The 16,913-nt window shown below is 73.1% G+C and carries 15 protein-coding genes; 6 read left to right on the plus strand and 9 right to left on the minus strand.

Going from position 1 to position 16,913, the window contains the following annotated elements; genetic code table 11:
- Positions 1 to 3: 3 nt before the first annotated feature.
- The 4 genes from ACZ6BB_RS16560 to ACZ6BB_RS16575 all read right to left on the minus strand — a co-directional run bounded on the left by ACZ6BB_RS16560 (position 4) and on the right by ACZ6BB_RS16575 (position 6,008).
- Positions 4 to 645 carry a GntR family transcriptional regulator gene (locus ACZ6BB_RS16560; protein WP_045555398.1) on the minus strand — a complete coding sequence of 214 codons (642 nt, stop codon included), beginning with the start codon at positions 643 to 645 and terminating at the stop codon, positions 4 to 6.
- Positions 646 to 938: 293 nt separating this feature from the next.
- Positions 939 to 2,741 (minus strand): 2-oxoglutarate dehydrogenase, E2 component, dihydrolipoamide succinyltransferase, encoded by a 1,803-nt coding sequence (gene sucB / locus ACZ6BB_RS16565; protein WP_471615888.1) that lies wholly within the window; start codon positions 2,739 to 2,741, stop codon positions 939 to 941.
- 61 nt (positions 2,742 to 2,802) lie between these two features.
- Entirely contained in the window at positions 2,803 to 4,191 is a 1,389-nt protein-coding gene (gene lpdA, locus ACZ6BB_RS16570; RefSeq protein WP_471615889.1) for a dihydrolipoyl dehydrogenase, read from the minus strand.
- 278 nt (positions 4,192 to 4,469) lie between these two features.
- The gene (locus ACZ6BB_RS16575; protein WP_471615890.1) at positions 4,470 to 6,008 is read right to left on the minus strand and encodes a leucyl aminopeptidase; all 1,539 of its coding nucleotides are present in this window, start codon (positions 6,006 to 6,008) and stop codon (positions 4,470 to 4,472) included.
- Between the two features lie 383 nt (positions 6,009 to 6,391).
- Between ACZ6BB_RS16575 and ACZ6BB_RS16580 the strand changes: the two genes are divergently transcribed.
- Positions 6,392 to 7,201 (plus strand): endo alpha-1,4 polygalactosaminidase, encoded by an 810-nt coding sequence (locus ACZ6BB_RS16580; protein ID WP_471615891.1) that lies wholly within the window; start codon positions 6,392 to 6,394, stop codon positions 7,199 to 7,201.
- A 24-nt stretch (positions 7,202 to 7,225) separates the two neighbouring features.
- Here the strand turns inward: ACZ6BB_RS16580 and ACZ6BB_RS16585 are convergent, their stop codons facing one another.
- Positions 7,226 to 8,035, minus strand: a complete 810-nt coding sequence (locus ACZ6BB_RS16585) for an adenosylcobinamide-GDP ribazoletransferase (protein WP_471615892.1) — start codon at positions 8,033 to 8,035, stop codon at positions 7,226 to 7,228.
- Between the two features lie 70 nt (positions 8,036 to 8,105).
- Here ACZ6BB_RS16585 and ACZ6BB_RS16590 point away from each other — a divergent pair, with 70 nt between their 5' ends.
- Positions 8,106 to 8,960, plus strand: a complete 855-nt coding sequence (locus tag ACZ6BB_RS16590) for a hypothetical protein (RefSeq protein WP_471615893.1) — start codon at positions 8,106 to 8,108, stop codon at positions 8,958 to 8,960.
- A gap of 975 nt (positions 8,961 to 9,935) precedes the next feature.
- Here ACZ6BB_RS16590 and cobT read toward each other — a convergent pair.
- The gene (gene cobT, locus ACZ6BB_RS16595) at positions 9,936 to 11,051 is read right to left on the minus strand and encodes a nicotinate-nucleotide--dimethylbenzimidazole phosphoribosyltransferase (protein WP_471615894.1); all 1,116 of its coding nucleotides are present in this window, start codon (positions 11,049 to 11,051) and stop codon (positions 9,936 to 9,938) included.
- 191 nt (positions 11,052 to 11,242) lie between these two features.
- On the opposite strand from cobT, the gene ACZ6BB_RS16600 reads away from it, so the two are divergent.
- Complete coding sequence (locus ACZ6BB_RS16600) at positions 11,243 to 12,091, plus strand: class I SAM-dependent methyltransferase (RefSeq protein ID WP_471615895.1); 849 nt, start codon at positions 11,243 to 11,245, stop codon at positions 12,089 to 12,091.
- Positions 12,092 to 12,109: 18 nt separating this feature from the next.
- On the opposite strand, the gene ACZ6BB_RS16605 is transcribed toward ACZ6BB_RS16600, so the two are convergent.
- A complete protein-coding gene (locus tag ACZ6BB_RS16605; RefSeq protein WP_471615896.1) occupies positions 12,110 to 13,315 on the minus strand; it encodes a bifunctional adenosylcobinamide kinase/adenosylcobinamide-phosphate guanylyltransferase in 1,206 nt (401 codons plus the stop codon).
- A gap of 127 nt (positions 13,316 to 13,442) precedes the next feature.
- Here ACZ6BB_RS16605 and ACZ6BB_RS16610 point away from each other — a divergent pair, with 127 nt between their 5' ends.
- Positions 13,443 to 13,646, plus strand: a complete 204-nt coding sequence (locus ACZ6BB_RS16610; RefSeq protein ID WP_471615897.1) for a hypothetical protein — start codon at positions 13,443 to 13,445, stop codon at positions 13,644 to 13,646.
- Between the two features lie 292 nt (positions 13,647 to 13,938).
- Here the strand turns inward: ACZ6BB_RS16610 and ACZ6BB_RS16615 are convergent, their stop codons facing one another.
- A complete protein-coding gene (locus ACZ6BB_RS16615) occupies positions 13,939 to 14,652 on the minus strand; it encodes a class I SAM-dependent methyltransferase (RefSeq protein WP_471616158.1) in 714 nt (237 codons plus the stop codon).
- Positions 14,653 to 14,732: 80 nt separating this feature from the next.
- Complete coding sequence (locus ACZ6BB_RS16620; protein ID WP_471615898.1) at positions 14,733 to 15,362, minus strand: DUF3043 domain-containing protein; 630 nt, start codon at positions 15,360 to 15,362, stop codon at positions 14,733 to 14,735.
- Positions 15,363 to 15,695: 333 nt separating this feature from the next.
- Between ACZ6BB_RS16620 and ACZ6BB_RS16625 the strand changes: the two genes are divergently transcribed.
- Both ACZ6BB_RS16625 and pspAA read left to right on the plus strand, forming a co-directional pair.
- The gene (locus tag ACZ6BB_RS16625; protein ID WP_471615899.1) at positions 15,696 to 16,496 is read left to right on the plus strand and encodes a PspA/IM30 family protein; all 801 of its coding nucleotides are present in this window, start codon (positions 15,696 to 15,698) and stop codon (positions 16,494 to 16,496) included.
- 27 nt (positions 16,497 to 16,523) lie between these two features.
- Positions 16,524 to 16,802 (plus strand): PspA-associated protein PspAA, encoded by a 279-nt coding sequence (gene pspAA, locus ACZ6BB_RS16630; RefSeq protein ID WP_059080745.1) that lies wholly within the window; start codon positions 16,524 to 16,526, stop codon positions 16,800 to 16,802.
- Positions 16,803 to 16,913 lie beyond the last annotated feature (111 nt).

Genomic DNA, 16,913 nt, shown 5'->3' on the forward strand with positions numbered 1-16,913 from the left:
GCCCTACGCCGGCTCGTCGTCCGTGTGCGGGGCGCAGCCCAGCACGTGGGCCTTCACCAGGTCCGCGATCCGAGGATCGCGGCGACGGAACGCCGCCACCAACTCCTCGTGCTCCTCGGCGTACGACTGCTGCACCGTCCCCAGCCAGCGGATCGACAGCGCCGTGAACACCTCGATCCCCAGCCCCTCCCACGTGTGCAGCAGCACCGAGTTGCCCGCCGCCCGCACCAGTTCCCGGTGGAACGCCACCGTGTGCCGGACCTGGGACGTCCCGTCGGCGTTGCGGTCCGCCTCGTACAGCGCGGCCACGTGCGGCTCCAGCGCCGAGCAGTCCTCCGCCAGCCGCTCCGCCGCCAGCTCCGCCGCGATCGCCTCCAGACCCGCCCGTACCGGGTAGCTCTCCTCCAGATCGGCCGCAGTCAGATTCCGCACCCGTACGCCCTTGTTCGGCGCGGATTCGATCAACCGCAGCGACTCCAGCTCGCGCAGCGCCTCCCGCACGGGAGTCTGGCTGACCTCCAGCTCCGTCGCGATCCGCCGCTCCACGATCCGCTCACCCGGCTTCCACCGCCCGCTCACGATGCCTTCCACGATGTGCTCGCGGATCTGTTCGCGCAGCGAGTGGACGACGGGCGCGGTGGTCATGCGGGCTCCTTCGGCGGGGGACAGAGCCCCAAGGGCGTTGACCTCTAGACAATAAAGCCGTGGCCCTCCGGTGGAGAGGCGCACGGGGGTGCTTTCGCGCAGGTGAGACGAGACTTACACGCTCCCGAGGAGCGCCGGTTTGTAAAGACCCGTACCGGCCAGGCTCGACGGCCCCTTCCCCGCCCGGCCGGAGCGGAGCGCCGACGCACCGGTGCCCCGCCCGGAGGACTCCGGACGGGGCACCGTCGTACCGCGCTCAGTGGCCTCTGCTCAGAAGCCCCTGACCAAAGGCGTCACAGACCGAGCTCGACCTCGAACTCGCCCGCCTCCAGGATCGCCTTGACGGCCGTCAGGTAGCGGGCCGCGTCGGCGCCGTCGACCAGACGGTGGTCGTAGGAGAGGGTCAGGTACGTCATGTCGCGGACGCCGATGACGGCGCCCTCCTCCGTCTCGATCACGGCGGGGCGCTTGACCGTGGCGCCGATGCCGAGGATCGCGACCTGGTTCGGCGGCACGATGATCGTGTCGAACAGCGCGCCGCGCGAACCGGTGTTGGAGATGGTGAAGGTCGCGCCGGACAGCTCGTCCGGCGTGATCTTGTTGGCCCGCACCTTGCCCGCCAGGTCGGCGGTGGCCTTGGCGATGCCGGCGATGTTGAGGTCACCGGCGCCCTTGATGACCGGGGTCATCAGGCCCTTCTCGGAGTCCACCGCGATACCGATGTTCTCGGCGTCGAAGTAGGTGATCGTGCCCTCGCCCTCGTTGATCCGGGCGTTGATGGGCGCGTGCGCCTTCAGCGCCTGGGCCGCGGCCTTGACGAAGAACGGCATCGGGGAGAGCTTCACACCCTCACGCGCCGCGAACGAGTCCTTGGCCCGGGCGCGCAGCCGCATCAGGCGGGTGACGTCGACCTCGACGACCGACGACAGCTGCGCCTGCTCGTGCAGCGCCTTGACCATGTTGTCGCCGATGACCTTGCGGATGCGCGGCATCTTGATGGTCTGGCCACGGAGGGGAGAGGCCTCCAGGGACGGCGCCTTCTTGGCGGCGGTGGCATGGCCCCCGGCAGTCACAGCAGCGGCGGGAGCCGGAGCGGCGGCAGCGGCCTTCGCGGCCTCGGCGGCGGCGACGACGTCCTGCTTGCGGATACGGCCGCCGACGCCGGTGCCCTTGACGGAGCCCAGGTCGACACCCTGCTCCGCGGCGAGCTTGCGCACCAGCGGGGTGACGTACGCGCCCTCGTCGGTCGCCTTGGCGGCGGCCGGGGCGGCCGCGGCCGGAGCCGGGGCGGCCGGAGCGGCCGGTGCAGCGGCGGCGGGCGCCGGGGCCGGGGCGGCGGGGGCGGCCGGCGCGGGGGCCGGAGCCGGAGCCGCGGGGGCGGCCGGGGCGGGCGCGGGAGCAGCCGGGGCCGGTGCAGCGGCGGCGGGCGCCGGGGCCGGGGCGGCCGGGGCCGGAGCAGCCGCCGGAGCGGCACCCGGGGCGCCGATGACGGCCAGCTTGGCGCCGACCTCGGCGGTCTCGTCCTCGGCGACCGTGATCTCCAGGAGCACACCGGAGGTGGGCGCCGGGATCTCGGTGTCGACCTTGTCGGTGGAGACCTCCAGCAGCGGCTCGTCGGCCTCGACGGAGTCGCCGACCTCCTTCAGCCAGCGGGTGACGGTGCCCTCGGTGACGGACTCGCCGAGCGCCGGGAGGACCACGTCGGTGCCCTCGGCCGAGCCGCCGCCGGTGGCCGCCTCGGCGGTCGGGGCCGGCGCGGGGGCCTCCTGCTCGGTGGAGGGCGCGGCCGCGGCGGGCTCGGGGGCCGGAGCCGGGGCCTCCTCGGCGGCGGGGGCCGGGGCGGCGGCGGGCGCGCCCGAGCCGTCGTCGATCAGGGCCAGCTCGGCGCCGACCTCGACCGTCTCGTCCTCGGCGACCTTGATGGAGGCCAGGATGCCCGCGGCGGGGGAGGGGATCTCGGTGTCGACCTTGTCGGTCGAGACCTCGAGCAGCGGCTCGTCGGCCTCTACGCGCTCACCCTCGGCCTTCAGCCAGCGGGTGACAGTGCCCTCGGTGACGCTCTCGCCGAGCGCCGGAAGGGTTACGGAAACCGCCATGGTTTCTGTTGCTCCTTAACGAATTGCGGAAGTCTGGATCGTCGCTTCGTCGACCGAGGGGTCAGTCGTGCGAGTGCAGCGGCTTGCCCGCGAGGGCCAGGTGGGCCTCGCCGAGCGCCTCGTTCTGCGTCGGGTGGGCGTGGATGAGCTGGGCGACCTCGGAGGGCAGCGCTTCCCAGTTGTAGATCAGCTGGGCCTCACCGACCTGCTCGCCCATGCGGTCGCCGACCATGTGGACGCCGACCACAGCACCGTCCTTGACCTGCACGAGCTTGATCTCGCCCGCGGTCTGGAGGATCTTGCTCTTGCCGTTGCCCGCGAGGTTGTACTTCAGAGCGACGACCTTGTCCGCACCGTAGATCTCCTTGGCCTTGGCCTCGGTGATGCCCACGGAGGCGACCTCCGGGTGGCAGTACGTCACCCGCGGTACACCGTCGTAGTCGATCGGAACGGCCTTCAGGCCGGCCAGACGCTCCGCCACCAGGATGCCCTCGGCGAAGCCGACGTGCGCGAGCTGGAGCGTCGGGACCAGGTCACCGACGGCGGAGATGGTCGGGACGTTGGTCCGCATGTACTCGTCGACCAGGACATAGCCCCGGTCCATGGCGACGCCCTGCTCCTCGTAGCCGAGACCGGCGGAGACGGGCCCGCGGCCGACGGCCACCAGCAGCAGCTCGGCCTCGAACTCCTTGCCGTCGGCGAGGGTGACCTTGACACCGTCCTGGGTGTACTCGGCCTTCGAGAAGAAGGTGCCCAGGTTGAACTTGATGCCGCGCTTGCGGAAGGCGCGCTCAAGAAGCTTGGAGGAGTTCTCGTCCTCGAGGGGGGCAAGGTGCTTCAGCCCCTCGATGATCGTGATGTCGGTGCCGAAGGACTTCCAGGCGGAGGCGAACTCGACGCCGATGACACCGCCGCCGAGGACGATCGCCGACTTCGGGACCCGGTCCAGGACGAGGGCGTGGTCCGAGGAGATGATGCGGTCGCCGTCGATCTCCAGGCCCGGCAGCGACTTCGGCACGGAGCCGGTCGCCAGCAGGACGTGACGGCCCTGGACGCGCTGGCCGTTGACATCGACGGAGGTCGGGGAGGACAGACGGCCCTCACCCTCGATGTAGGTGACCTTGCGGGAGGCGATGAGCCCCTGCAGACCCTTGTACAGGCCGGAGATCACACCGTCCTTGTACTTGTGCACGGCGGGCACGTCGATGCCCTCGAAGGTGGCCTTCACGCCGAACTGCTCGCTCTCGCGGGCCTGGTCGGCGATCTCGCCCGCGTGGAGCAGGGCCTTCGTGGGGATGCATCCCCGGTGCAGGCAGGTGCCGCCGACCTTGTCCTTCTCGATCAGGGCGACGTCCAGGCCCAGCTGGGCCCCGCGCAGCGCCGCGGCGTAACCACCGCTACCACCGCCGAGGATCACTAGGTCGAAAACGGTGCTGGCGTCGTTCGCCACGTCACGTCCTCCATGCATGTGCGCCGTACGCCGGTCGTCCGAGACCCGCGCGGCGGCTGGTGTCCGGCCGCTCTTCTTCGGCCCTGTGGTGGGGGCCCTGTCCTGCCGAGCCCCATCTTCGCACTTGTCGGAAGGGAACGAGACGCCGGGCCGGGGTGTGAGACACCACACGCTCAGATGTGACGCCACGCCCCGCGGGGGCGTGGGGGACTGTGTGCTCAGCCCCCCACGCCCCCGCGGTCGCCGTGCGACGGATCGACCGAGCTAGCGCAGGGACGTCATCCCAGGTCGCCGGAGGCGGCACGCTCGGCGAGCCGCACCAGCGTCCGCACGGCGGTCCCGGTGCCCCCCTTGGGTGTGTACCCGAAGGGCCCGCCCTCGTTGAACGCCGGCCCCGCGATGTCCAGGTGCGCCCAGGTGATCCCCTCGCCCACGAACTCCTTCAGGAACAGCCCGGCGACGAGCCCGCCGCCGTACCGCTCGCCCATGTTCGCGATGTCGGCGGTCGGGGAGTCCATCCCCTTGCGCAGGTGGTCCGGCAGCGGCATCGGCCACGCGGGCTCACCGGACTCCTCGGCGGCCTCGTGGACCGCGGAGCGGAACGCGTCGTCGTTCGCCATGATCCCGAAGGTCCGGTTGCCCAGCGCCAGCATCATCGCCCCGGTCAGCGTCGCCACGTCCACGATCGCGTCCGGCTTGTCCTCGGACGCCTTGGCGAGCGCGTCGGCCAGCACCAGCCGGCCCTCGGCGTCGGTGTTCAGCACCTCCACCGTCTTGCCGCTGTACATGCGCAGCACGTCACCCGGGCGGGTGGCGGAGCCGGACGGCATGTTCTCGGCGAGGGCGAGCCAGCCCGTGACGTTGACCTCCAGCTTGAGCCGGGCGGCGGCGACGACCGCGGCGAACACGGCGGCGGCACCGCTCATGTCGCACTTCATCGTCTCGTTGTGCCCGGCGGGCTTGAGCGAGATGCCGCCCGAGTCGTAGGTGATGCCCTTGCCGACGAACGCCAGGTGCTTCTTCGCCTTGGAGCTGGTGTACGACAGCTGCACCAGGCGGGGCGTGGCCGCGGAGCCCGCGCCGACGCCGAGGATGCCGCCGTAGCCGCCCTTGGCGAGCGCCTTCTCGTCGAGGACGGTCACCTTGATGCCGTGCTCCTTGGCCGCGGTCTGGGCGACGGCGGCGAAGGCCTCGGGGTCGAGGTCGTTCGGCGGGGTGTTGATGAGGTCGCGGGCGCGGTTCAGCTCCTCGCTCACCGCGGTCGCGCGCTCGACGGCGGCCTTGTGGGCCTTGTCGCGCGGCTTCGCGCCGAGCAGGACGACATCGGCGAGCGGCGCCTTGCCGTCCTTCGCCTTGGGGTCCTTGGCGTTGTTCTTGTAGGCGTCGAAGGAGTACGCGCCGAGCAGCGCGCCCTCGGCGACGGCGCCCACGGCGTCGGCGTCGGCGACGGGCAGCGCGAACGCGGCCTTCTTCGTCCCGGACAGGGCGCGGGCCGCGGCACCGGCCGCGCGGCGCAGCGCCTCCGCGCCGAACGAGCCGTCCTTCTCGGGCACCGCGCCCAGGCCCACCGCCACCACGAGCGGCGCCTTGAAGCCGGACGGCGCGGGCAGCTTCGTCACCTCGCCCTCCGCGCCCGAGGCGCCGAGGGTCTCCAGAAGGCCGGCGAGCTTGCCGTCGTAGGCCTTGTCCACAGCTTCGGCGCCCGGCGCTACGACCAGGCCCCCAGGCCGAGAGGCAGGGCCCTTCGCGACACCGACCACGATCGCGTCGGCGCGGAGGCCGGGCGCGGCGGCGGTGCTGAGAGTGAGAGCAGTCACGGTGGTGAAATCTCGCTTCCGATTGAGTTTCGGTGGCCGAACGGATGGGTCGACGTGCAGAGAACGAGCCTAGGCCCTTGTTCGGCCCATCGGACCTGGGGCGTGGGCCGGTCGCGTTCTCGCCGTCCGCGCGGCGTCCGCTGCGACCAGCCTCCCCGACTTTCCGCTCCGGACGTGCAGGGAGATCCCCATGCCTGAGACATAGGGGGATCCCTTATCGCCCTGCCCGGGGCGCCGTTGAGGGTCTTCGCGCACGGCGCGGTCGGCGCGGCCCCCCGGCCATGGGGGCGCACGGGGCGCACGGGACGCACGCGCGCCGGCGCGGCCCCCGGCGTGGGGGATCATCACCGGGGTACGTCGTCGCACGCCCTGGAGCCCACCCGATGAGCCGCGCCCCCGCCCGCAGCGCCCCTGCCCGCAGCGCCCTGTTGTCCCTGCTCCTGCTGACCGCGGGATGCACCACCGCCCACGACGGCGCCGGCGAGGAGGCGGGCGCCCGCTGGCGGCCCGAGCCCGGTACGCAGTGGCAGTGGCAGCTCAGCGGGCGCCTGGACACCTCCGTCGACGTCCCCGTGTACGACATCGACGGCTTCGACCACTCCGCCGGCACGGTCGCCGAGCTGCACGACGACGGCCGCAAGGTCATCTGCTATCTGTCGACCGGCGCCTGGGAGGACTGGCGCCCGGACGCCGAGGCGTTCCCGGACTCGGTCCTCGGCAGGGGCAACGGCTGGGAGGGCGAGCGCTGGCTCGACATCCGGAGGACCGACGTGCTCGAACCCCTGATGGCCGCCCGCATCGACATGTGCGCGGAGAAGGGCTTCGACGCGGTCGAACCCGACAACATGGACGGCTACCGCAACCGGACGGGCTTCCCCCTCAAGGCTGCCGACCAGCTCCGCTACAACCGTCTCGTCGCCCGCCTGGCCCACGAACGCGGCCTCGCGGTCGGCCTGAAGAACGACCTCGACCAGATACCGGAACTCGTGGACGACTTCGACTTCGCCGTCAACGAACAGTGCGCCCAGTTCGAGGAGTGCGAGGACCTCACCCCTTTCATCGAGGCCGGCAAGGCCGTCTTCCACGTCGAGTACGAGATGAGGACGGCGGACTTCTGCCCCGAGGCCCGGCGCCTGGAACTCAGCTCGCTGCTGAAGAAGTGGGACCTGGGGGTGTGGCGCAGGGCCTGCTGACCACCCCGGGAGGCACCCCTGAGGTCACCCGAGGGCGAACACCACGAGGGCCGCCGTCGCCGCCGTCTCCGCCAGAGCGCCGAAGACATCACCGGTGACACCGCCGAACCGCCTCACGCAGTGGCGGAGCAGCAGCTCGGCGGCACCGCAGGCGACGACGACCGCGAGCACCGCGCGGACCGGGTCCCAGGTTCCGAGCAGCGCTCCCGCGCCCGCCGCCGCGCACCCCACCAGGGCGGCCACGGGCAGCGCGGACCCCGGCCGCACCACCCCCGCCACCGCCGCCCCCAGCCCCTCCGGCCGGGCCGGGGGGACGCCGGCGCGCGCGGCCAGGGTCAGGGCCAGCCGCGCGGCGGTCGCCGAGACGGCCGTCGCCAGCGCGCCCAGCGCCCAGGACTCGCCGTACGCCTCGGTGAGCGCGGCCGCCTGGGCCAGCAGCACCAGGACGAGGGTGACGACCCCGAAGGGCCCGATGTCCGACTGCTTCATGATCCGCAGGGCGTCCTCGGCGGGCCTGCCGCTGCCCAGCCCGTCGGCGGTGTCGGCGAGCCCGTCCAGATGCAGGCCCCGGGTGAGGGCGGCCGGTACGGCGACGGAGGCCACGGCGGCGAGCGGCGGACCGGCGCCCAGGAGCAGCAGAAGACCGCCGAGCGCGGCCGCGCCCAGGCCGACGACCAGCCCGGCGACCGGTGCGCACAGCATCCCGGCGCGCGCCGCCTCCCGGTCCCAGCGATGCACGGTCACCGGCAGCACGGTCAGGGTGCCGAACGCGAAACGCGGGCCGTCGAGGGGCGCGGCGCGGGGCGGGACGGAGGGCTCGGGGGGCGTGGACACCGGCGCAGGCTACCCGGCGGGCCCGACGGCCTCGGCGGCGGCCGGGGACGGTCCTGGATAAAGTTCGCATATGGGTACCTGGTGGGAGCGGAACATCATCGAGCCGGGCAAGTTGCCCCTGCTCCTCGCGCTCACCGCGTTCGTCCTGACGTTCCTGATCACCCGGGTCATCACCCGCCTCATCCGCGCGGGCAAGGGCCCCTTCCGGAACATCAGCGGCAGCGGTGGGGTCCACATCCACCACGTCGTCCCCGGCATCGTCCTCACGGTCGTCGGCGGCTTCGGCTCGGTGGCGAGCGACGGGCACGGTTTAGGCGCGCTGATCTCCGCCGTGCTGTTCGGCATGGGGGTGGGCCTGGTGCTGGACGAGTTCGCGCTGATCCTGCACCTGGACGACGTGTACTGGGGCGAGGAGGGCCGGCAGAGCGTCGAGGTGGTCGTCCTGACGGCGGCCCTGGTGGGCCTGCTGCTGGTCGGCTTCCTCCCCTTCGGCGTCAACGACCTCGACGAGTCGGAGCTGCAGGACCGGGGCGCCGTCATGCTCACCATGGGGACGAACTTCCTCGTCGCCCTGATCGCCCTCGCCAAGGGCAAGGCCCGCACGGCGATCTTCGGGGTGATCATCCCGGTCATCGCCGTCGTCGGAGCCGTCCGCCTCGCCCGCCCCACCTCCGCCTGGGCCCGCCGCTTCTACCGCCGTCGCCCGCGCGCCCGCGCTCGCTCCTGGAAGCGCGCCTACCGCCACGACCGCCGCTGGACCGGCCCCAGCCGCCGCCTTCAGGACTGGCTCGGCGGCACCCCGGACACGGCACCGGCCCTGGAGTCCGCCGCCCGCCCCGCGCTCCCCGCCGGTCCGCCGCGTCCGTCCGAGCGCACCGGTCCGTCCGGGCGCACCGGCCCGGCCGACCGGCCGGAGCGCCGCTGACGCGTGGCCACGATCCCGCACACCAGCAGCACCGCCGCGATCGCCGCCAGATGCTCCTTGCCCGCGAGGTTCTCCTTCACCAGCACCTCGACGATCATCGCCACCACGACCGCGCCCGCCGTGACGTACGCCCGGTGCCGCCAGCCGACGAACACCGCGAGTCCCACCACGGCCGCCGACGGCCCGGTGTCCACGACCCGCGCGTCCGACGCGGGCAGCCCCACGAAGAGGACGTCCGGCCCGAGGGCGATGCCCACGCGCGCGTACAGCGTGCCGGCCAGCGTGGCGGCGTAGGCGATCGCCAGCGTCCGCCGCCGGCCCAGTGAGATCTCCGCGATCCCGAACACGATCAGGATCTGCGCCAGCGCACCCCACACGGGCAGGTCCAGCGCCGGTACGAAGAGGGAGAGCGGCGTCCGCAGCAGCGCGAGCCCGAGCGGGTCCTCGGCCCGTACGGCACCGACGTCCTCGATGAACCGGTAGCCCCAGGGCTGCCGGTGCACCAGGTGCACGACGGTCGCGAGGCAGACGGCGGCGAGCGTCATGGGGGCGGCCCGCAGGCGCCGGCCCGCCAGGGCCGGGCGCACGGTTGCGTACAGGGGTCCCCATTCGGCGCGGGCCAGGCGGGCGGCCCTGTTCAACGGTCCGTCCTCATCCGTGCGACCTCGTCCGTGCGACTTCAGGAACCTGGCGCGCTGTCTCGCCCGCCATGGTCGAAGACCGGCCGGAAGGGTGCGAAGTTGAGCGGGGCCTGCGTGATCCCGGTCTCTCCCCGTCCGTTCGTCCTGTCGCGCGTGAGGAGTCGGGGACGCGGGCGGGCCGGCGGGTGCGGGCCCGGTGGGGCTTCTCGCGCAGTTCCCGCGCCCCTCAGAGCCCAGGCCCCGGTGGGCCTGAAAGCACGGGTTCAGGGGCGCGGGGAACTGTGCGACCAGCCCCCGCCCACCCGCACCCGAACAACCGACCCCCCGCCGGAACTCAGGTCGCGTCGTACTCCTCGACCGGCTTCGCCGGCTCCCGCTCCGTCGTGGCCGGCTCCGCCGGCTCCGCCTCGCGCTCGGGCAGCTCCGCCGCCAGCGCCGCCGCCGCCCGCACCAGCGGCAGCGCCAGCAGCGCCCCCGCCCCTTCCCCGACCTTCACACCGTGGTCGAGCAGCGGCTCGACGGCCATCCGGTCCAGCGCCTTGGCCTGGGCCGGCTCCCCGCTGCTCTGCCCGGCCAGCCACCAGTCCGGCGCCCGGAAGGCGACCCGCTGGGCGACCAGCGCGCACGCCGCCGACACCACGCCGTCCAGGATCACCGGCATCTTCCGCACCGCGCTCTGCAGCAGGAAGCCGGTCATCGCCGCGAGATCCGCCCCGCCCACGGCGGCGAGCAACTGCAGCTGGTCCCCGAGCACCGGGCGGGCCCGCCGCAGGGCGTCCCGGACCGCCGCGCACTTGCGCATCCACGCCAGATCGTCGATCGTCCGGCCGCCCCGCCCGGTGACGACGGACGCGTCGGTCCCGCACAGCCCGGCCACGAGGACGGCCGCCGCCGTGGTCCCGCCGACGCTGACATCGCCGAGGACGACGAGGTCGGTCCCGGAGTCCGCCTCCTCGTCCGCGAGGGCGACACCCACCCGGAACGCGGCCTCCGCCTCCTCGGCCGTCAGCGCGTCCTCGACATCGATCCGTCCCGACCCGCGCCGCACCCGATGCCGTACGACCTCCGCGGGCAGCGTCTCGGGATCGCAGTCCAGCGCGAGGTCCACCACGCGTACGGGTACGTCGAGCTGCCGGGCCAGCACCGCCACCGGGCTGCTCCCGTCGAGAACGGCCCGCACCAGCTCGTCGGCGGTGCCCGCGGCCCGCGCGGAGACGCCGAGTTCGGCGACCCCGTGGTCGCCCGCGAACAGCAGCACCCGGGCCCGGCCGATCGGCCGCACCGGTACGGCCGACTGCGCCGCCGCCAGCCACTCACCCAGTTCGTCGAGGCGGCCCAGCGCCCCGGGCGGCACGGTCTGCCGCTCCCGCCGCGCCTCGGCGTCGCGGCGCACCCCGCCGTCGGGGCGCTCGATCAGATCGGTGAAGTCGTCGAGATTAAGCGAGCTCATTCGCCGAACAGTACCGGCAGGGATCGAACACGACCGCGCCACACCGTGCCCCCGCGGCGTACGCACGTCCCACCGCGCCACGGGCACGTCATTGCGCCCGGGATCCCTCTCACGTACGTACCTTTTTGGGGCGAATGTCCGTACGTCGTCGCCCTGTCGCGTACGGGATCCCGTCGTTCCCAGGAGCCGCCATGCCCCCCACCCCGCGGCCGGAGCCCGGCCGACCCGCCACGGGAGCCGATCCCTTCCACGAACCGCGCCGGGACGACTGCCCCTGGTGCGGCTCACGGCAGTTGCGCACCCGGGTGCGTGCGCCGGAGGGCGGGCGGCGCACGCCGGGCACATTCGTGGTGGACGAGTGCCGGGACTGCGCGCACGCCTTCCAGAACCCCCGGCCCACCGCGGACGGTCTGCTGCTCGGGCGGAACCGGCACCTCGCGGAGGACGACGACCGGGCCGCACTCGACGGGCGCCGGCGCCGCAGACACCACCGGGGCGCCGCCCGCGCGCTGCTGGCGTACCCCGAACCGGAGAGCTGGCTGGACGTCGGCACCGGACACGGCCACTTCCCCCAGGCCGCGCGCGCCGTCCACCCCTACACCTCCTTCGACGGCCTCGACCCGACCCGGCGCGTCCAACGGGCGTGGGAGGAGGGGCGGGTGGAGGAGGCGTACCAGGGTCTGCTCACCGACCCGGAGATCACCGCGCGGCTGCGCGCCCGCTACGACGTGGTCAGCATGCTCCACCACCTCGAACACACCGCCGACCCGCGCGAGGAACTCCGCGCCGCCCACGCCGTACTGCGCCCCGGCGGCCATCTCCTCCTCGAAGTCCCGGATCCGGCACGGCCGTTCGGCAGCCGCCGCTACTGGAGGCCGCGCGATCGGCCCCGCCCCCTCCACCTCATGCCCCTGCGCAACCTGCTCACCGAACTGCGCTCCCTGGGCTACGAGATCCTCGCCGCCCGCCCCTGCACCCCGCTCCCGCCCCGCGCCCACCGCGTCCTCGCGCGCCGCACCGCGCAACAAGCGCCCTCGTAGGCTCCCGCGAGCCGTTCCTCACCCCCGTAGGGACAGGGCCTGCCCCGCCACCACCAGCAACACGTGCTCGCACTCCGCCCCGAAGGACGCGTTGAGCCGTCCGAGTTCGTCACGGAAGCGCCGGCCGGAGGCGGTGGCGGGGACGATGCCCGAGCCGACCTCGTTGGAGACGGCGACCACCGTGCGGCGCGTGTTCCGCACGGCGTCCGTCAGCTCGGTGACACGCGCCCGGAGCGCGCGCTCCCCGCCGTCGGCCCACTCCGCGTCGTCCCACGCCCCCACCTCGTCCATCACGTCCGTCAGCCACAGCGAGAGACAGTCGATGAGCAGCGGCGCCCCGTCGTCGTCCTTCAGCAGGGGGACGAGGTCACAGGTCTCGACGGTGCGCCAGGAGCCGGGCCGCCGCTCCCGGTGGGCGGTGACCCGCGCGGTCCACTCCCCGTCGCCGCCCCGCGTCCCGCCGGTCGCCACGTAGAGCACGTCCGGGAACGCCTCCAGCCGCCGCTCGGCCTCCACCGACTTTCCCGACCGCGCCCCACCGAGCACCAGCGTGCGCCGCGGTACGTCGGGCACGTCCTCGTAGACCCCCACCGTCAGCGTCGTCCCGTCCGGCACGGCGCGCGCGCCCGCCGCCGCGAGCCGGCGCGGCAACTCGCCGTCCGGCGGCACGTCGTGGTCGATGTGCACGGCCACGACATCGGTCGTCGGCCCGACGGCACCCGCCCTGCGCAGCCGCGCCAGCGCGTCCGGCCGGCCCAGGACATCGGCGAGCACCATGTCGTACGGCTCCGTCGCGTGCTCCTCCAGACCGGCGAGCGCCCCCCTCGGCGGCAGGTACAGCAGCCGCTGCCCGCCCGGCCCGGTCACCTCGTACCCGGTGCCCGGAGCGTCCAGGGCCAGGGCCCGGACCCGGTGCCCGGTCAGCAGCGCCAGCTCCCGTCCGTCCGGCACCCGGCCCGGCCGCGGCAGCCCCGGCGGCACCTCGACGGGGGGTCCGTCGTGGGGATGGGAGAGCAGCACCTGCCGCACCCCGGTCAGGGAGTGCCCGGCGCGGGCGGCCGCCAGGGCGGCGCCCGGAGTGAGGTCGAGCAGTAGTGCGCCGTCCACGAGCAGCGCGGTCGCCCCGCGCGCGGCATCACCGAGCGCGGTCGCGCACGCCGCGCACGGACAGTCGGGGCGGGGAAGCCCCGCGGGGGCGCCGGTGCCGAGCAAAGTCAGTTCCACGCCCCCGATTTTCGCGTGTCCCGATGAACACCCGCAGGTCTTGTGCGTCCGACTAGGCTCAGGGGAGGAACCGGATCTTGCTTGGCACCCTGTGTGCGGTGCCGGGCCGGTACTTACGGAGGCTCACATGGCGGCATGGACGTGGCGGTTCGAGAAGGCCGACGGGGCGGAGGTCCAGCCCGCGGTCCAGCCCGAGGAGTTCACGACCCAGGGGGACGCCGAGTCGTGGATCGGGGAACACTGGAAGGAACTCCTGGAGGGCGGCGCCGACCAGGTCCGTCTGTTCGAGGACACGACGGAGATCTACGGGCCGATGAGCCTGCACGCGTAGCGCTCCGCGGTGGGGCGGGGTTCCTGTCCGGGGCTCCGCCCCGATCCCCGTGGGAGAGCTCGGTCGGGGGTGGCGGTTCGTGGACGGGGCGGGTGCGTGGGGCTTCTCGTGCCGTTCCCCAGCCCTTGAGAAGCAGGGGCTGCGGGCCCCATGCTTCTCAGGCCCGCAGGGGCCTTGTCCTTCAGGCCCGCAGGGGGCCTGTGTCTTTCAGGGGCGCGGGGATCCGTGCGAGAAGTCCCCATTCACCCGCACTCGCCGACGAGACCCGCATGCCCGAGCTACGGGGCGCCCCTCACCCACGCACCCCGCACAGGTGCAGCAACGCCGCCACCTGCCGATACGGATCCGTCCGCCCCGCCCGCTCCTCCGCCGCGAGCAGCACCTCCAGATCCCCCTGCCCGTCGGGCACCCCCGCGTCGTCCGCGGCCAGATCCGTGAACACCCGTACCCCGTACCACGCGTGCAACGGCGCCCCGATCCCCGCCAGCGTGTCCGTAAGGGTCGTCAGCCGGTCCGCCCGCACATCCAGCCCGAGCCGGTTGCGGTACGCGGTGGTGTCGAAGGAGGCGAGCGCGCCGGCCCAGTCCCCGGCCAGCCCCGCCCGCATCGCGAGCGCGTCGCCGTTCCGTACGAGCAGCGACAGCAGCCCCCCGGGCGCCAGCATCCGCGCCAGCCCCGCCAACAGCGCGTCCGGCTCCTCGACGTACATCAGCACGCCGTGGCAGAGCACCACGTCGAAACTGCCCGGCAGGAAGTGCACACCCGTGTCGCGGCCGTCGCCCTCGACGATCCGCACCCGGCCCCGGATGCCCTCGGGCTCGGCGGCCAGTGCCTCCCGGGCGACGGCGATCAGCTTCGCCTCCCGCTCGATCCCGGTCACCGCGTGCCCGGCGCGGGCCAGGCGCAGTGCCTGCGTGCCCTGCCCCATGCCCACGTCGAGGACCCGGAGCCGCTGCCCGACCGGGAAGCGGCCCGCTATCTGCTCGTCGACCTGCCGGGAGACCAGCTCCTGCCGCACGACCTCACGCAGGGTGCCCAGCCGGTTCAGCCAGGCCTCGGCCGCACTGCCGGAGAAGGGAGTCGTGCTCAGGGCCGCTCTCCGCGCTTGACCTGCGGCTTCGGCAGCCGGAGGCGACGCATCTGGAGCGTGCGCATCAGGGCGTAGGCGACGGCGCCCTTCTTGTTCGCGTCGGGGAAGCGCTCGTTCAGCTGCTTCTTCAGACGGAAGGCGAGGCCGATGGAGTCGACCACGATCAGCACGATCACGAACAGCCACAGCAGCAGCGCGACGTTCTGCAGCGACGCCACCCGCACCATGCTCAGTACGAGGATGAGCACCGCCAGCGGCAGGAAGAACTCGGCGATGTGGAAGCGCGAGTCCACGTAGTCACGGGCGAACCTGCGCACCGGACCCTTGTCCCGGGCGGGCAGATAGCGCTCGTCGCCGGTGGCCAGCGCCTGGCGCTGCTTCTCCATGGCGGAGCGGCGCTCGTCGCGGGAACGCCTGGCGGCCTCCTTGCGCGTCGTCGGCGTATTGGCGACGCTCCGACGCTGGCCTTGGGCCACACTCCGCTTGGGAGTGGGCCGCCCCTTGGGGGCCTGCGGGTGACGGGTCTGCTTGGAGTCGGTCACCGGCGCCTTGTCGGCGGCCGATTCCTTCTCGCTCTTGGCGCGGCTACGGAACACAAAACCCAAGGGTACGGGGTGCCGGGGCATGGACCCCAGCCGAGTGGGGAACGATCCGGCAACACCCGGCGTCCGTACTGGAGACAGAGGTGGGGCGACAGTGGCCGGGGCAGCCCGGGAACCGGAAAAGGGGGAGCGCGGTGACGTCCCGTCCGTAGGAGGGCCGCGGTGTTCCGTGGGATCGGTGCGTACACGACCCCGGGGAACACCTACTCCCTACGCCGGAGCGCCGCCGTACACAGTCGTCCTTGGGGATGAGCGCATCGGTCCCCGAACAGTGCGGTAATAGAAGCAGGGCCCGTACTGTGGGTTCTGTCGCAGACCTGTGAGCTGGAGTCCGTCAGAAGGGGGCGCGCGAAGCCCATGAGCGGTGTCATGAAGCGTATGGGGATGATCTTCCGCGCGAAGGCGAACAAGGCCCTTGACCGGGCCGAGGACCCGCGCGAAACCCTCGATTACTCGTACCAGAAGCAGCTGGAGCTGCTCCAGAAGGTGCGCCGCGGTGTGGCCGACGTGGCCACGTCCCGCAAGCGTCTGGAGCTCCAGCTCAACCAGCTCCAGTCCCAGTCCTCGAAGCTGGAGGACCAGGGCCGCAAGGCGCTCGCGCTCGGCCGCGAGGACCTGGCCCGTGAGGCGCTCTCGCGCCGCGCCGCGCTCCAGCAGCAGGTGACGGACCTGGAGACCCAGCACACCACCCTCCAGGGCGAGGAGGAGAAGCTCACTCTCGCCGCGCAGCGCCTGCAGGCCAAGGTCGACGCCTTCCGGACGAAGAAGGAGACCATCAAGGCCACGTACACCGCCGCCCAGGCACAGACCCGGATCGGTGAGGCGTTCTCCGGCATCTCCGAGGAGATGGGCGACGTCGGTCTCGCCATACAGCGTGCCGAGGACAAGACGGCGCAGCTCCAGGCCCGCGCCGGCGCCATCGACGAGCTGCTCGCCTCCGGCGCCCTCGACGACCCGTCCGGCATGCACAAGGACGACATCCAGGCCGAGCTGGACCGCCTCTCCGGCGGTACGGACGTCGAGCTGGAGCTCCAGCGCATGAAGGCGGAGCTGGCGGGCGGCCCGTCCGCGCAGCAGCAGGCCATCGAGGGCGGCACCGGCCAGTCGGCCCCGCAGCAGCAGTCCCAGCGGCAGGACACTCCGCGCTTCGACAAGTAGCTGTCACGCGTCCCCGAGGAGGGCGACATGATCGTACGGATCATGGGGGAGGGGCAGGTGAGGCTGGACGACGCCCACTTCGCCGAGCTGAACACGCTGGACGACGTCCTCCTGGCGGAGATGGAGGTCGGTGACGGCCCCGGCTTCCGCCACACCCTCCACGCCCTCCTGGACAAGGTCCGCGAACTGGGCACGCCCCTCCCCGACGACGCCCTGGAGCCCTCGGAGCTGATCCTCCCGGCCCCGGACGCGACCCTGGAGGAGGTCCGGGAGATGCTGAGCGACGACGGCCTGATCCCCGGGTGAGGACCGTGGGACAGGCCCCACAAGGGCCGTACGCCCTCAAGGGGCGCGGGGAACCGCGTGAGAAGCCCCGCCGGACCCGCATGCACCCACTCACCCCGAGCCGCCCCACAG

It is taken from the genome of Streptomyces sp. NPDC041108 (assembly GCF_055592645.1).

What these genes read in the sequence shown, in the direction of transcription:
- ACZ6BB_RS16560 (WP_045555398.1), bottom strand. Translation starts at nt 645, where the DNA reads ATGACCACCGCGCCCGTCGTCCACTCGCTGCGCGAACAGATCCGCGAG.
- sucB (WP_471615888.1), bottom strand. Translation starts at nt 2,741, where the DNA reads ATGGCGGTTTCCGTAACCCTTCCGGCGCTCGGCGAGAGCGTCACCGAG.
- ACZ6BB_RS16580 (WP_471615891.1), top strand. Translation starts at nt 6,392, where the DNA reads ATGAGCCGCGCCCCCGCCCGCAGCGCCCCTGCCCGCAGCGCCCTGTTG.
- ACZ6BB_RS16590 (WP_471615893.1), top strand. Translation starts at nt 8,106, where the DNA reads ATGGGTACCTGGTGGGAGCGGAACATCATCGAGCCGGGCAAGTTGCCC.
- cobT (WP_471615894.1), bottom strand. Translation starts at nt 11,051, where the DNA reads ATGAGCTCGCTTAATCTCGACGACTTCACCGATCTGATCGAGCGCCCC.
- ACZ6BB_RS16600 (WP_471615895.1), top strand. Translation starts at nt 11,243, where the DNA reads ATGCCCCCCACCCCGCGGCCGGAGCCCGGCCGACCCGCCACGGGAGCC.
- ACZ6BB_RS16610 (WP_471615897.1), top strand. Translation starts at nt 13,443, where the DNA reads ATGGCGGCATGGACGTGGCGGTTCGAGAAGGCCGACGGGGCGGAGGTC.
- ACZ6BB_RS16620 (WP_471615898.1), bottom strand. Translation starts at nt 15,362, where the DNA reads ATGCCCCGGCACCCCGTACCCTTGGGTTTTGTGTTCCGTAGCCGCGCC.
- ACZ6BB_RS16625 (WP_471615899.1), top strand. Translation starts at nt 15,696, where the DNA reads ATGAGCGGTGTCATGAAGCGTATGGGGATGATCTTCCGCGCGAAGGCG.
- pspAA (WP_059080745.1), top strand. Translation starts at nt 16,524, where the DNA reads ATGATCGTACGGATCATGGGGGAGGGGCAGGTGAGGCTGGACGACGCC.